This window comes from Nocardioides albus, assembly GCF_014648255.1.
Taxonomy (GTDB): domain Bacteria; phylum Actinomycetota; class Actinomycetes; order Propionibacteriales; family Nocardioidaceae; genus Nocardioides; species Nocardioides albus.
This window is the reverse complement of sequence record NZ_BMQT01000001.1, coordinates 227,786-241,724: the sequence shown is the minus strand read 5'-3', so window position 1 is coordinate 241,724 and position 13,939 is coordinate 227,786. Positions and strand designations below refer to the sequence as shown.

Sequence of the window (13,939 nt, the reverse complement as noted above, 5' to 3'; positions counted from 1 at the left end):
CACTACTTCTTGTCCTTCGGCAGCGCATTGAACCGATGCGCGAGCACGACGATGTTGCTGTCGTAGCTCGAGCCGTTCCAGTCGGTGCAGGTGATGATCACCAGCCGGCCGTCGCCGTGGTCCTGACCGAAGATGCGCTGGGCCTGCTCGGCGAGCTCCTTGCGACTGAGCACCTCGACGGAGTCGACCTGGTGCTGGAAGGTCCCGTCCTTGGTGACGACGTCGACCTCCTGCCCCTCCTCGATGTGGTCGAGCTTGTTGAGGCTGCCGCCACCGGTGTGCACCGTGTGACCAGTGACGACCGTCTGTCCCCGCGCCGAGCCCGGCTTGGCGCTGCCGACCCACCAGCCGATCTCGCGCGGATTGCGCGGCGGGTCGAGCACCTCGCCGTCGAGCCGGATCGGGACGACCTTCGCCTTGGTGTTCATCCCAGGCAGCTCCAGGCGCTGCGGAGCGCCCGGCGGCACCTCCACCGCGGCGCTGCCGCTCGGCCACATCAGGCCGGCCAGCACCATCGCGACGGCGAGCACGACCAGCGCGGTCCAGAGCCCGCTCGCCGCCGCGGCAAGCCGCGGCGGCGAGTCAGCAGTTGATTCAGCCACGCCGCAACATGCGGAGGTACGTCGCCGCACCGGCGCCTGCGGCCGCGAGGAGCAGCAGGGTGACGAGGGCGATGCGTCCGGCGCTGCCGTCGTCGTAGCTCTCCATCCCGGCGGTCACCACGGTCGGGACCGTGGCCGGAGGGTTGGCCGCCTTGGGCGGCGGGTTGTTGGCCACCGTCTTCGCGACCGGGCTGTTCGGGCCACAGCTGCTGGTGCCGATGGTCAGGTGGGTCAGCGGCCCGCCGACGAACGGCTCGGCCGCGGGCAGGATCTTCGCGTCGAGCGCGGTCACGGTGATCGCGCCGGGAGAGGTCTCCTGCGCGTTCAGGGTGATGTCGAGGAGGTTGTCTTCCAACGGCGCGAGCTGGCCCTCGATCGAGGTCAACAGCGTGTTGAGCACCTGCTTCTGCAGCTCGACGACGACGGGATCGATCGGCTGGAGCGCGCCGCCGAGACCGTTGGCCAGCTGCGTACGCAGGCCCTTGATGACCACATCGACCACGCCGGAGAGGTCGGTGACGACCTTCTGGTTCACGGTGGGGTCGACCGGGAGGTCGACGACGGTCTCTCGTTTGCCGCCGGGCAGGACCACGTAGACAGACGAGCTGGCGATGGTGCTGTCGCCTCGCGCGGTGTCGTCGTCGGCAGTGCAGTGGCTTTGTACGGCACCGAGGTCAACGTAGAGACCCGCGCCATCCAATCCGTCGACCACGGGGGCGAGGAGCTGGTCGAGCGCGCCGGTGATCTGGGTCTGGAACGGCTTCAGCGCCTCCTGGACCTTGGTGTCCATGCCCTGGAACAGGTCGGACTGGATCACCTCCAGCTCGCTGAAGTCGAGGCTGGCCGCGTCGAGCTTGATGTTGTTGCCGCCGCTGAGGCAGTCGCCGGAACCAGCGGCGACCAGGGTGGCACCGTCACCGGCGATGCCGGAGCAGGCCGCCGAGGTGGCGTTGCGGTTGGCGACCGCGTCCTGGGCCAACGTGCCCACGTGGACCGCTTCCTGGCCGGCGAGCAGGTTGACGACGGGCTTGTTGGTGCCTTCGGAGGACTCGGTGCTGCCGTCGTTGGTGACGGCGTAGGTGCCTGAGTCCGTTGCCGCGCCGCCGGCGGGCGTGAAGCTCAGCGCGGTTGCGGACGCCTGCGACACCGTGGCGGCGCTCGCAGGTGCGGCCGACAAGGCGACCATGGCGGCTGCAGCAGCCACCGCGGTCCCTCGCGCGATCAATTGTGTGCGCACGTAAATCTCCCCTCCCTTTGACCTTCGTCACACTCAACGGACGAGTGACCCCGCACGTTACGGCCTGGGGTATGCCTTGACCTGCGGAATCCCAGTATCTGGGTCAACTGTCGCAGACAGATCCGTCTTTGTCGCCGTCGCGATACCAGTCGTACTCCGGATCGCGACCCTTCCGGTACGGCCCGTACCCCTCCGTGATCGCCTTGGCGCAGGTGTCGAAGCGCGGATCGTCACGGCCGGGCTCGCCGCTGGGCTCGCCGCTGGGCTCGCCGCTGGGTTCGCTGCTGGCTGCGTCGCTGGGAGGTGGGTTCACCTGGGCCAGTCGGACGGTGATCTCGGGGTTGTCGCAGCCCGAGGCGATGTCCTCGAGCGCAGCCTTCTCCGCACGGTCGGCGAAGAGGCTCCAGCGGATCTTCACGGCGACCCAGTCGGCGGCGTACCTGCAGTGATAGGCCGCGGCGTCCGGCATCCAGTCGGCCGGGTCCTGGTCGCCCTTGCTGCGGTTGGTCGCGGCGGTGACGGCGATGAGTGCGCGCGGGTCGCCGAGGTCGTTGGCGTACGCCTCCCGCTCCTCGTCGCTCCACGCGTGGGCGCCGGACTCCCAACCCTCCTTGAGCGCGACCATGTGGTCGATGTCGAGGCCACCGGGGCGTTTGAGGGTGACGTCGTCGTACGCGGAGAACCAATCACCTCGGGTCACCTCGCACCTGCCGCGTGCCTTCTTCCGCGACTCTTCGAGGAGCACCTCGGCGCGGGCGTCCTGGCAGTCGCCGTCGGCATCGACCCAGTGGTTGAACTTCTCCCGCTCGTAACCGGAGCTGACCTCGGGGGCGACCGGAAGCTTCGCGATGGCTTCGGTCAACGGAAGGGTGACCTTCTCGCCGCTGTCGGCGCCGTATCCGGCTTGGACGGCGGCGTCGGGCTCGGAGACCTCGGCGGCGCAGCTGGAGCAGAGGAGTATGACGGCGAGCAGGGTCGCCAACGGGCGCAGCATGAGGTGACTCCAGAGAGATGGGGGAAGGGCCCGGGGGAGCGCCGGGGCGGCTCAACTCTGTCGGATCCCGCGGTAGGCGGCACGCAGGCGCGCCGCCGGGGGCCGCCCCTGCTCGGAAATGAGGAATCCCGGGCCAGGGCTTGATGCCTGGCCCGGGATACCGGGTGCTACAGGTGAGGGCTGATCAGTCGATCAGGCCTGGGCGCGGCGCAGCAGGAACCACCGGGTGGCGGCGGCTGCAGCGACGAGCAGCGCGAGCGCGCCGGCGGCGAATCCGCCCTTGGCGGCCGGCGAGGAGAGCAGGTCGAGCTCGGCGTTGGCCGGCGCGTTGTCCGGCTTGACTGCGAGGCTCGTGTCCGGGTCGGACTTGTCGCCGGAGACCACGACGTCGATGTTCTTCTTCTTCTCGCCCGTGGCGACGGCCTTCTCCTCGGAGACAGTGAGGCCGTTGGTGCCGCAGGTGCTGGTGCCGATGGCGACGTCGGCAGCGGTCGGGGCGCCGACCTTCTTGACGGCGTCGAGGACCTTGATGTCCAGGGCGGAGACCTCGAGCGACTTCGCGGTCTTCTCCTGCTTGTTCATGGTGAGCTTGACCAAGTCGGTCTCGAGGCCCTTGAGCAGCACGGCGAGCTGCTCCTTGATGTGCTCGATCAGGTCGATACGGATCGAGATGCCCATGTCGTCGGGCGTGAACTTGTTCTCCAGACCGGACTTGAGCAGCGTGTCGACGCGGCCGAGGACGGCGTCGGTGACCGGGGAGAGGTCAGGCACGACCGTCGTGTTCTTCTTCGGGTTCGCCGGCAGGTCGGCCAGCTTGATGTCGCCCTTGCCGGGGACGTTGACGGTGACGGCCGCGTTCTTGAGCTGGGTCTTGCCCGTGAACGAGGAGCCCTGCGCCATGCAGGTGCTCTCCGCGGCGTCGAGGTCGACGCCGACCGAGAGCTTGCCGACCTTGGCGAGCACGCCGGAGACGATGGCCTGGACAAGGTCGTTGACCGGGCCGAGCTTCACGTGGACCGACTTGCTCTGGTCGGTGAGCAGGTAGTCGGTGGTCGCGCCCAGCTTCTGGAGGTCGAGCTCGGCGAGGTTCACCGTGACGGCCTCGCCCGGCTTGACGCAGCTCGAACCGTCACCGATGGCGACCAGGGTCGCACCCTTGCCGGCAAGTGCCGAGCAGGCGCCGGAGTACGCGGTGCCGTCCTGGAGGGCAGCGGCCGCGTCCTGGGCGAAGACGCCGACCGAGAGCAGCTTCTGGTCGCTCCCGAGGAGCGGCAGGGCCGGCTTGTTGGTGCCGGAGTTGACGGTCTTCTTGCCGTTGTAGGTGGCGGTGTAGCGACCGGTGTCGACCTTGACCTTGTCGGACACGTTGACGGTCAGAGCGACCGACGATGCCTTGGCCTGGGGCTTCTCCGCCGACGCAGTCGCCGGGGCCGCGGTCACGGTGAGACCGATCATCGCGGTCGCCGCAACAAGGGCGGCTCCGCGGACCGAGAGTGGGGAGCGCAAGTGACTTCTCCAATGATGTTGATATCTGTCGATGACAGGGCACGACGAGTAGAAGTCAGCCTCTGCAGCCCCCCGGTTGCTGTGACTCGCCGTGACGAAGCGGGGAGTCTAGCCACGTCGATTCGCCGCCGACCAGCGCCGACCTCATGCCTGAGGTCACACAATCTCCCCGTAACTTCGCCGGTAACAGGTCGTGCCGGAGGTCGATCTCGACAAGGAAATGATCGATGGCCGCGTTGGGGCCCTGGATATGGATCTGTCGTATGGATCCTGTGCCTGGAATGTTCCGCTGAGGCCGGATGGCAAAAAGTCGGCCTCAATCACGTCGAGGCTCAGTTAGGGTGACCTAAGTAGAGGCTTGAGGGCTTTCTGACAATGTGTCAGTATCTTCCCGGAACGCCGTTCTCTTGACGCCCCGACCTCACTGGAGCACCTATGTCTGCCCAACTCGTCGACGAGATCTACGGCGCCCCGCTCTCCGCGCTGATGCGCGAGGGCTCTCGAGCCCAGCACACCGCGGCCGAGAGCTCCTCGTTCATGGAGGAGCTGCTGGCCGGTCGGGTCAACGAACAGGGGTACGCCGACTATCTGCTGCGCCTGCGCAAGGTCTATGCCGCGCTCGAGGCGGTGGGGCGCGACCTGGCCGCCACCGATACCGTCGCCGCGGCCGTCCACGACGTTGCTCTGGAGCGTCTGGCTGCGATCGATGCCGACCTGGCCGTCTGGGCGCCAGGAGTCGACGACGGCTCCGTGGAGTCGGCGGCTGCCGATGCGTACGTCGCTCGGATCGAGGCCTCCCGCGCCTGGGGTGGTCTCTACGCCGCCCACCACTACACCCGCTATCTCGGTGACCTCTCCGGCGGCCAGGCGATCGGCCGGCTGCTCGACCGGTTCTTCGAGCTCGACGGGGAGGGCGTGGCGTTCTACGAGTTCGCCGAGATCCCCAAGCCGAAGCCCTACAAGGACGGCTACCGCGCCCGTCTGGACGTGCTGGATCTCGACCCCGCCGAGAAGCTCCGCATCGTCGAGGAGGTCCAGGTCGCCTTCGGGCTCAACCAGGCGCTCTTCGAGGAGCTCGGCGCTCGCCTCGACGACTACCGCAGGTGAGCTGAGGTCCGCCCTCATGCCTCGGATCGCAGCCGAGAGCGTCCCCGAGCACCGCAGGCTGGTGCGCGAGCGGATCTTCGCCGCGTTCGCGGAGCTGATGGTCGAAGGCAGCTACGACGCCATCAGCATGTCGAGGCTGGCGGAACGCGCAGGGATCGGCCGCACCGCGATCTACCACCACTTCAAGGACCGTGACGCGGTGATGGTCGCCTTCGCGACCCACGAGACCTCGGAGTACGTCGCGTCCCTGCAGGCTCAGCTCGCCGTGAGCGAGGAGCCGGCGGAGCGGCTGCGGATCTACGTACGCAACCACATCACCTTGGGGGAGCGGTTTCACATGGGGTTCGGCCCGCAGGTCTACGGCGCGCTCCCCGAGGAGGCTCGTCAGGAGATCCGCGAGCACGTCGTCGCCGTCGAGCAGGTCCTTGCTGGGATCCTCGAGCAGGGCGCCGAGCAAGGCATCTTCGCCGTCACCGACGTCGACGCGACCATCTCCCTCATCCACGCCGTCCTAGGCGCGCGTCGCGTCCCCGCCGAGCGGGTCGAGGAGTTCGTCCTCCGCGCCGTCGGTGCGTCGTAACAGGTTCGGCGCCTGAATTCGTGGTGGGCCGCATGGGCAGGGGTCCGCCCATGCCTCGCCCGCGCCGCCCGCCTCATACGAAAATGCCATCGCGGGGCGAACGAAAGTTCGTTCGCCCCGCGATGGCACCGCTGGCTCGGTGGTCGAGTTTCCGCTTCTGCGAACTGACCGAGCTGCGTCGTACGAACCGTCAGGCGCCGATGGCGATGACGGGCTTCTTGGTGGGGTCGAGAAGGCTGAAGTACTCCTTCATCATCCAGCGCGGGACGCTGACGCAGCCGCCTGTCGCGCCCGAGCCGTTGACATGCAGGAAGATGCCGGCGCCGCGGTAGCGGACCGGCTTGTCGTAGTTGTACTTGATGACGACCGCATACTCGTACTGCGTCGGGTATGCCGCCAGTCGCTCGGAGCTGTTCACGTCGCTGGCGGGGAGCCAGTAGCGGAAGCCGCCCTGGGACTTGAGACGGTAGCGGTTGTAGTAGGCGGAGTTGTTGTCCTGGACCCAGTAGGCGTCGCTGGTGATCTTGCGGTGGCTGAGCTTCTGGGTGCTGGTCTTGGCATACCTACCGAAGGTCGACATCAGGCTGAAGGTGCCCATCGGGGTGGTGCTGGTGCCCTGCTTGCGCTTGTCGCGCGCCACGAGCCCACCGGAGCCGATCCGGCCCTTGGTGGTCATGAACTTCTGGGTCCACCTGCCGTCGGTCTTCTGCCAGAACCGGACGTTGGCGTATGTCCCTGAGCTGCGGTTCACGGTGACGACCTGGGTGCCGCCGTAGGGGACGGAGACCGAGACGCCGTCCAGGACCACGGTCGTCGCGGCGCCGGCATTGGAGGGAAGCAGGGAGAACATGGCGGCGGCGGTCGCGACGACGGCGACGACACCGCCGACCAGACCTGTTCTTCGGTCGATCGAGAGTCTCACGAGACTTCTCCTTGTACATGGGGGATTGCTCGATCCGAGCGATCGAACCGCGGGAGCCTAGCGGGGTATGCGCGGCTTTACCTGCGAGTAGCGGTAACGAGTCCGGAACAAACCCCGACCAGGTCGCCGTCCTGGTCGGGGTTTGCGTGCCCGATGATGCGCCAGGGTCAGATAGCAAAGAACCGGCCCTCCCCTGGAAGTCCAGGTGAGGGCCGGTTTCGATGTACGCCATGTAGGACTTGAACCTACAACCCGCTGATTAAGAGTCAGCTGCTCTACCAATTGAGCTAATGGCGCACGTCCCGCGAGCTGCTTGCGCGCTCGGCGACGAGAAGAACACTAGCAGCGGGCTCGGATCCGCCCCAAATCGAGGCTGTGCTTGGGTCAGCGGAGCTCGAGGACCGCCTGGGCGGCGTTGTGGCCGCCGAGGCCGGAGACGGCGCCGCCGCGTACGGCGCCCGAGCCGCACGTCAGGACGGTGCCGAGGTCGGTGGCGACGCCCCAGCGCGCGGCGGGGGTAGTGAGGGCGGCGTGGTCGGGGGCCCAGGGCCAGGCGAGGTCGCCGTGGAAGATGTGGCCGCCGGGCATGGCCAGGTCGGCCTCGATCTCCTGGGGGATCTTGGCCTCGATGCACGGCGTCCCGTCCGAGGTCCGTGCGACGACGGAGGAGATCGGGTCGAGCAGGTGGCGGTCGAGGGAGGCGATGGCGCGCTCGACCGCCTGGGCCTTGCGCTCCTCGCGCGTGGCCGGGTCCTCGAAGAGGGTCGCGGGCGCGTGCAGGCCGAAGTAGGTGAGGGTCTGGGTGCCGGGCGGGACGTCGCCGAGGATGGAGGGGTCGGTCAGCGAGTGGCAGTAGACCTCGCCCGGCATCTCGGTCGGCACCGAGCCGGCGGCAGCCTCGGCGTACGCCTTCTCGAGCTCGGAGTAGGACTCGCCGAGGTGGAGGGTGCCGGCGAAGGCGACCTTCGGGTCCTCGCCGGAGCGCAGCCGGGGGAGGCGCTCGAGGAGCATGTTGATCTTGAGCTGGGCGCCCACCGGCTTGCTCGTGGGAGAGGGAGCGCGGCCGAGGAGGCCGTCGAGGACGTACGGAGCCAGGCCGGAGAGCACGAAGTCGGCCGCCACCGTGTGGGAGCCGGAGGCGTCGGTCCAGGTGACCTCGGCGCCCTCGCCGACGGCACCGCCGCGGATCGAGGTGACGGTCGCGCCGGTGAGGACCTGCGCGCCGCCTGCGTACGCCGCCTTGGCGATCGCCCCGGTGACCGCGCCCATGCCTCCGATCGGCACCCGCCACTCGCCGGTCCCGTTGCCGATCAGGTGGTAGAGGAAGCAGCGGTTCTGGATCAGGCTCGCCTCGCCGAGTCCGGCGAAGGTGCCGATCAGGGCGTCGGTGGCGACCACGCCGCGGACGAGGTCGTTGGCGAAGCGGCGCTCGATCGCCTCCCCGAGCGGCCGCTCGACGATGTCGCGCCAGATCGGCGCACCCACCTCCGATCGGATCGCGGCACCCGTGGGAAGCGGGGAGGTGAGGGTGGGGGCGACCGCCCGGGCGAGGTCCGAGACCTCGTCGTAGAACGACTGCCACGCGGCGTACTCCTCGTCCGACCCGGTCACCGCGCGGAAGCTCGCCGCGGTGGCCTCGCCCTCGGGCGTCTCCACGAGGAGGCCGGTGGCCCGCGAGCCGTCGAGGAAGGGAGAGTACGACGCGGTCTGCCGCGACGCGAGCTCGATGTCGAGCCCGAGATCGGTGCGGATCTGCTCGGGGAGCAGCGAGACCAGGTAGGAGTAGCGCGAGAGCCGGGTCGGGAAGCCCTCGAACGCCTGGGCCGAGATCGCGGCACCCCCGACGTGGTCGAGCCGCTCGAGCACCAGGACCGAGAGGCCCGCCCGGCTCAGATAGGCCGCGGCGGTGAGGCCGTTGTGTCCGCCGCCGGCTACTACTACGTCGTACTTCTCCTGTGCCATGGCCCCGATACTAGGAGGTGGCCAGAGCGGCGTCGGCCCGTTCGGTGAGGGTGGCCAGGACGCGGGCGGTCACGACCAGGTCCTCGGCCGGGATGTCGGCGAAGAACGTCCTGGTCAGTGGCTGGACACGCTCGGTGATCTGCTGCTGGAGACTGTCGCCCTGCTCGGTCAAGGTGAGTCCGTCGGCGATCAGTCCGCGGGCGATCGCGGCGTCGAGATGCGACTCGACCTCGGCCGCGGAGATCTTGATGTTGTCGGCAGTCGCCGCGATCAGATCGGCACGCGTGGCGTCGCCCTGGCGCAGGTAGTTGAGCAGGAGCGACTGCTCGAAGGTCAGGTCGTAGTCGTCGAGCACGTTGAGAAGGTTCTTGCGCACGGCGAAGTAGGCGACGCCCAGGTTGGCGCCGGTGAGGGGAGGAGTGGCAACGGTCATGATCGGTCTCCGGGTGTGGGGTCGGTGTCGATGGGGGCGGCGAGCATCGCCTCGAGCGCTGCTTGCGCCTCGGCGGCTCGGCGGCTGTTGCGGCCGCCGAGCGGTGCGGTGAGCTGGTCGAGCAGCCGACCGGTCACCGCGATCGCCTCGCGGGTCACCTCGGTGCCCTCGGGCGTGATGACGAGGCGTACGGCCCGGGTGTCCTTGGGATCCCGGACGCGCTTCACCCAGCCTTTCGCCTCGAGCTGGCGGGCGAGCTTGGAGACGTACATCGGCTCGAGTCCGGTGAGGTCGGCCAGCTGCCTCTGGGTCGGGTCCTCCGAGGCGCGGAGACCGTGGAGGGAGGCGATGAGGGAGTACTGCGCGTGGGTGAGCCCCAACGGCGCGAGCGCTCGGTCCATCGACACCCGCAGGCGCATGGCCAGGCGCCATGCGACGTGTCCGATCGTCTGCTTCTTCACGGGCGAAACGGTACATGTTGATAATAAACATGTATAGCGATTAACGCTGTCGGTGGTCCCTGGCAGGATCAGTGTCATGGCTGAGCGTCCTGAGGTGCCCCGGGCGATGGTGGCGCGGCTGAGGGAGATCCTCGCCGCGTTTCCGAAGTGCATCGAGGAGGATGCCTGGGTGGGCGTGCGCTGGCGGGTCGGTCAGGCGACGGTGGTGCACGTCTTCGGCGGTGAGGACCAGCTGTTCCGGATCATGTTCCGTGGTGAGCCTGACGAGGTGGTGGCCTTCGAGCACCTGGGTCATCCCTATTTCAAGGCCGGGTGGGGTGGCAACGTCGTCGGGATGATCCTCGATGACGACACCGACTGGGATGAGGTCGCCGAGCTCCTGACCGATTCGTACTGCATCCAGGCCCCGGCGAAGCTGGCCGCTCTCGTCGAGCGTCCGACCGTGGGGTCGGAATAGCGCCGCTCGGAGGCCTCTCCGCAAGCTTTCGCTGGTCACGTCCGGTTTCTCGTGGCGCCGACGATCCGAGCTGCTTCGTACTGCGGAAATAGTCTTCAAGAGTCGCGGCCCGATTGGGACCTTAGACCCTAGGCCGACTGCTCATACTCGGGCATGTTGCCATGGTAAATCAGGGGGAACAGTTTCCTTTCCATGGCAACAAATTTCATAAGGAGTGCGTGTGCGTCGCATGGCCATGCTGATCCTCGGGGGAGCCGTCGCGGCGGCCGGGGTCGGCTGCGGTTCGGACAGTTCCATCGACTACGGGGTCCACACCAACGATCACGGTGAGAATCCCGCGATGGAGAAGAAGGTGATCACCGTCGACAGCACCGAAAGGATCGAGCAGAACCAGCAGCTCGGGTTGACGGCAGAAGGAACCATCAAGGGCAAGGCGCCAGGAATCCTGTTGCGGGTGATCGTGCAGGACGTCTTCGAGACGTCGTTCACCGACGGGACCAAGGCCCCGCCGGGAATGCGTGTGATGGCAGTGGAGGTCCAGATCGTCAACGCCGGGTCGCGGGTCTTCAACGACTCGCCGGCGGCTGGCACGACGGTCGTCGATGCCGCGGGCAAGAAGTACACGAGCCTGCCCGGCGCGGTGGCCGTGGACGGCGGCGAGGTGTTCCCGAACCCGTTCGGGTTGCAGCCGCGGGATCAGCGGACGGCCCTGGTGCCGTTCGTCGTGCCGGTCGGGGTGAACATCAAGCAGGTCGGCTTCCGGGTCGACAAGGGCGGCGAGAGCGGTCTGTGGCGGGTTCCGTGAGACAGAAACACTGAATCCGGGCTCAGCACCAACCTCCAGGCAACCGTCTGGCGGCATCACGCGTCACCACCCTGTGTGGTGATGAGACGATAAGGCGTCTCGGGCGTAATGCTGCGCGGTCAATGGGAGGTGTGGTGCGGGTCCGGGTCTTAGGTGCCGTCGAGCTGATCCATGACGACGGCACCGCACAGAGGCTGTCGCGCACGCGGCGTACGCTGCTTGCGCTGCTGGTCGCCGCGCGTGGGACGCCGGTCTCCACCGACCTGCTGATCGACGAGCTGTGGAGAGGTTCGCCCCCGGCGACGGGGGTGAACCTGCTCCACCAGCGCATCCGTGACCTGCGCCGGGCGCTCGGCGAGGATCGCCGCCATCTGCAGCGCCGGGCGAACGGCTACGCGCTGGTCGGAGCGGACGTCGACCAGGCCCGCTTCGAGGACCTGGTCGAGCAGGGCCGGATCTCCGTGGAGGCCGGGGACCCCGAGCGGGCCAGCATGCTCTTCGACGCTGCGCTGGGGCTGTGGGCCGGAGGCGCGTACGGAGCGGTCGGGGAGTCGCCGATGATCCTGACCGAGGCGGCGCGGCTCGAGGAGCTGCGCCTGGTCGCCGTCGAGTCCAGGGCCGCGGCTGATCTGGCGCTCGGCCGGCAGGCCGCGGTGGTGGGTGACCTCGGTCCGGTCGTCCAGGCCAATCCCCTCCGGGAGCGCTTGTGGCTGCTGCTGATGACGGCGCTGTGGCACTCCGGTCGTACGGCCGAGGCCCTGGACGCCTACCAGCGGCTCTTCCTGATCCTTCGGGACGAGCTCGGGGTCGAGCCCTCGAAGGACGTACGCGACCTGCAGCTGCGGATCCTCGACGGAGACGATCCCGGGTCCGGGGCGTCGCCGACCCGCGTGGAGATCGTGCCGCGCCAGCTGCCGCCGGTCGTCGCCGCCTTCGCCGGCCGCGAGGACCAGCTGACCAAGCTGGACCAGCTGGTCGAGGAGCAGCTGGTCGACGACGGCGGACGGGCCGTGGTGATCTCGGCGATCGCCGGCACGGCAGGGATCGGCAAGACGACGCTGGCGCTGTACTGGGCGCACCGGGCCGCTCCGCGTTTCCCGGACGGACAGGTGTTCGTGAACCTGCGCGGCTTCGACCCGCGCGATGCGCTGGACCCGTTGGATGCGCTCGGGGTCGTGCTCGAGGCGTTCGGGGTGGAGCGGTCCCGACAGCCGCAGGAGATCGACGGCCGCGCCGGCCTGCTGCGCAGCAAGCTCGCCGGCAAGCGGGTGCTGCTGGTGCTCGACAACGCCCGCGACAGCGAGCAGGTCCGATCCCTCCTCCCCGGCAGCCCTGGGTGTATGACCCTGGTGACCAGCCGAAACAGGCTCTCCGGGCTGGTCGCGGAGGCCGGAGCGAGACCGATGGAGCTGGGCCTGCTCGATGACGACGAGGCGTACGAGCTGCTGGCCGGGAGGCTCGGCAACGAGCGGCTCCTGGCCGAGCCGGAGGCCGTTGACCGGATCATCGCGCTGTGCGCCTCGCTGCCGCTGACGCTGTCGATCGTGGCCGCGCGGGCGGCGACTCGCCCGGCGTACGCTCTCGCCGACCTGGCCGACGAGCTCGGCGAGTCCCGCCTGGACGGGTTCGGCGGCGGCCGTGGGGATCTCCGGGCGACGTTCTCCTGGTCGGTCCGACACCTGTCCGAGCCGGCGGCGCGGCTGTTCCGGCTGATCGGCCTGCATCCCGGGCCGACGTTCACCGTCCCGGCCGCGGCGAGCCTGGCCGGGATCTCCCGGGTGCCTGCCCGCCGCCTGCTCGACGAGCTCAGCGAGGCCAACCTGGTGACCGAGGTCGCTCCCGGTCGGTTCGTGCTGCACGACCTGCTTCGGGAGTACGCCGCCGACCTCGCCGCGGGCGAGCGGGACTCGTTGCGTGAGCAGGCCGAGCTGCGGATGATCGACCACTACGTGTTCAGCGCCCGCGCCGCGCACAGCGCCTACGACCCTCATCAGAACCATCTCGACGCCACCGAGCCGATGCGCGACGGTGTCACGATCGAGGTCGTCGGCGACAGCGGTGAGGCGCTGGCGTGGATCGCGGCGCAGCTGCCCGTGATGGCGCGGGTGATCGACGCCGCCGTCGCCCGAGGCATCGCGTCCGACCGGATCGTCCTGCTCATCGGTGCGCTCGAGCGCCTGCTCGACCTCCAAGGGCGCTGGATCGAGCTCGCCTCGCTGGCCGAGGCCGCGCTCCCCGGGGTGCGCCGCGAGGTCTCGCAGGGCGGCGACCCGGGCGGACTCGGCGTCGTGCACCGCGCTGCGGGCGCCGCCTGCGGGCGCCTGGGGCGCGTCGATGACGCCCTCGACCACCTCGGTCGTGCTCTCGACCTGGCGATGGAGTCCGCCGATCTGGCTTCGGAGGGAAAGACCCTGCACCGGCTGGCCACCGTGGCCACGGCGTCCGGCGATCATGCTGGGGCTGCGGCGTACGCGGCTCGGGCGGCGGACGTCTTCGCTCGCGCCGGCGACCCGATCCGCGCGGCCTGGACGACCGGCCGGCTGGGTCTCTATGAGGCCCTCGACGGGGCGTACGAGGCCGGGCTCCGGCACTGCGAGGCGGCTCTCATGGAGCTGCGCCGGGTCGCCCCGGGCTACCGCAGCGAGGGCAACGTCGTCGCCACCATCGGCTGGATCCACCAGCAGCTCGGCGCGGCCGACGAGGCGGCCGGGCACTTCGAGGAGGCGGTGACCAAGCTGCGCGCCGCCGGCGACCTGCCCGGACTCGCCGACGCGCTCGGCCATCTCGCCGAGACCCGTGCCGCGCTGGGCAAGCACGAGGACGCCCGCTGCGCGAGGGACGAGTGCGACTCGATCCTCGCGCAGTTGGGCTGA

General features: G+C 69.0%; 13 protein-coding genes and 1 tRNA gene. 5 read left to right on the top strand and 9 right to left on the bottom strand.

All coding sequences use genetic code 11. From position 1 onward, the window contains the following. Nucleotides 1–2: 2 nt before the first annotated feature. The 4 genes from IEY84_RS01080 to IEY84_RS01065 all read right to left on the bottom strand — a co-directional run bounded on the left by IEY84_RS01080 (nt 3) and on the right by IEY84_RS01065 (nt 4,339). Complete coding sequence (locus tag IEY84_RS01080) at nt 3–602, bottom strand: class F sortase (protein WP_183541409.1); 600 nt, start codon at nt 600–602, stop codon at nt 3–5. Next, nucleotides 595–1,839: a hypothetical protein gene (locus IEY84_RS01075; RefSeq protein ID WP_183541407.1), complete on the bottom strand. Its 1,245-nt coding sequence runs from the start codon at nt 1,837–1,839 to the stop codon at nt 595–597. The genes IEY84_RS01080 and IEY84_RS01075 overlap by 8 nt, the downstream gene beginning before the upstream one ends. Nucleotides 1,840–1,942: 103 nt before the next feature. After that, a complete protein-coding gene (locus IEY84_RS26890; protein ID WP_183541405.1) occupies nt 1,943–2,833 on the bottom strand; it encodes a GmrSD restriction endonuclease domain-containing protein in 891 nt (296 codons plus the stop codon). 192 nt (nt 2,834–3,025) lie between these two features. Then, nucleotides 3,026–4,339, bottom strand: a complete 1,314-nt coding sequence (locus IEY84_RS01065) for a hypothetical protein (protein ID WP_183541403.1) — start codon at nt 4,337–4,339, stop codon at nt 3,026–3,028. A 435-nt stretch (nt 4,340–4,774) separates the two neighbouring features. Here IEY84_RS01065 and IEY84_RS01060 point away from each other — a divergent pair, with 435 nt between their 5' ends. Together IEY84_RS01060 and IEY84_RS01055 are read left to right on the top strand one after the other, a co-directional pair. Beyond that, nucleotides 4,775–5,446 carry a biliverdin-producing heme oxygenase gene (locus IEY84_RS01060; protein ID WP_183541401.1) on the top strand — a complete coding sequence of 224 codons (672 nt, stop codon included), beginning with the start codon at nt 4,775–4,777 and terminating at the stop codon, nt 5,444–5,446. A gap of 16 nt (nt 5,447–5,462) precedes the next feature. Then, complete coding sequence (locus IEY84_RS01055; protein ID WP_183541399.1) at nt 5,463–6,026, top strand: TetR/AcrR family transcriptional regulator; 564 nt, start codon at nt 5,463–5,465, stop codon at nt 6,024–6,026. 190 nt (nt 6,027–6,216) lie between these two features. Here IEY84_RS01055 and IEY84_RS01050 read toward each other — a convergent pair whose 3' ends face one another. The 5 genes from IEY84_RS01050 to IEY84_RS01030 all read right to left on the bottom strand — a co-directional run bounded on the left by IEY84_RS01050 (nt 6,217) and on the right by IEY84_RS01030 (nt 9,804). Beyond that, nucleotides 6,217–6,948, bottom strand: coding sequence for a L,D-transpeptidase family protein (locus tag IEY84_RS01050; RefSeq protein ID WP_229788205.1), 732 nt, complete (start codon nt 6,946–6,948; stop codon nt 6,217–6,219). Between the two features lie 224 nt (nt 6,949–7,172). Beyond that, nucleotides 7,173–7,245 (bottom strand) — tRNA-Lys (locus IEY84_RS01045). An 87-nt stretch (nt 7,246–7,332) separates the two neighbouring features. Next, entirely contained in the window at nt 7,333–8,910 is a 1,578-nt protein-coding gene (locus tag IEY84_RS01040) for a phytoene desaturase family protein (protein WP_183541397.1), read from the bottom strand. A 10-nt stretch (nt 8,911–8,920) separates the two neighbouring features. Continuing rightward, a complete protein-coding gene (locus IEY84_RS01035; RefSeq protein WP_183541395.1) occupies nt 8,921–9,343 on the bottom strand; it encodes a winged helix DNA-binding protein in 423 nt (140 codons plus the stop codon). Beyond that, nucleotides 9,340–9,804, bottom strand: coding sequence for a MarR family winged helix-turn-helix transcriptional regulator (locus tag IEY84_RS01030; protein WP_183541393.1), 465 nt, complete (start codon nt 9,802–9,804; stop codon nt 9,340–9,342). The genes IEY84_RS01035 and IEY84_RS01030 overlap by 4 nt, the downstream gene beginning before the upstream one ends. A 76-nt stretch (nt 9,805–9,880) precedes the next feature. Between IEY84_RS01030 and IEY84_RS01025 the strand changes: the two genes are divergently transcribed. The 3 genes from IEY84_RS01025 (at nt 9,881) to IEY84_RS01015 (ending at nt 13,939) form a co-directional block, all read left to right on the top strand. Further along, a complete protein-coding gene (locus IEY84_RS01025; protein WP_183541391.1) occupies nt 9,881–10,261 on the top strand; it encodes an MmcQ/YjbR family DNA-binding protein in 381 nt (126 codons plus the stop codon). A gap of 220 nt (nt 10,262–10,481) precedes the next feature. Continuing rightward, complete coding sequence (locus IEY84_RS01020; protein ID WP_183541389.1) at nt 10,482–11,066, top strand: hypothetical protein; 585 nt, start codon at nt 10,482–10,484, stop codon at nt 11,064–11,066. A gap of 134 nt (nt 11,067–11,200) precedes the next feature. Next, the gene (locus tag IEY84_RS01015; protein ID WP_183541386.1) at nt 11,201–13,939 is read left to right on the top strand and encodes an AfsR/SARP family transcriptional regulator; all 2,739 of its coding nucleotides are present in this window, start codon (nt 11,201–11,203) and stop codon (nt 13,937–13,939) included.

Excerpts from the sequence above, each read along its gene's own strand:
- IEY84_RS01060 (WP_183541401.1), top strand. The coding sequence starts at position 4,775 with ATGTCTGCCCAACTCGTCGACGAGATCTACGGCGCCCCGCTCTCCGCG.
- IEY84_RS01035 (WP_183541395.1), bottom strand. The coding sequence starts at position 9,343 with ATGACCGTTGCCACTCCTCCCCTCACCGGCGCCAACCTGGGCGTCGCC.
- IEY84_RS01025 (WP_183541391.1), top strand. The coding sequence starts at position 9,881 with ATGGCTGAGCGTCCTGAGGTGCCCCGGGCGATGGTGGCGCGGCTGAGG.
- IEY84_RS01055 (WP_183541399.1), top strand. The coding sequence starts at position 5,463 with ATGCCTCGGATCGCAGCCGAGAGCGTCCCCGAGCACCGCAGGCTGGTG.
- IEY84_RS26890 (WP_183541405.1), bottom strand. The coding sequence starts at position 2,833 with ATGCTGCGCCCGTTGGCGACCCTGCTCGCCGTCATACTCCTCTGCTCC.
- IEY84_RS01040 (WP_183541397.1), bottom strand. The coding sequence starts at position 8,910 with ATGGCACAGGAGAAGTACGACGTAGTAGTAGCCGGCGGCGGACACAAC.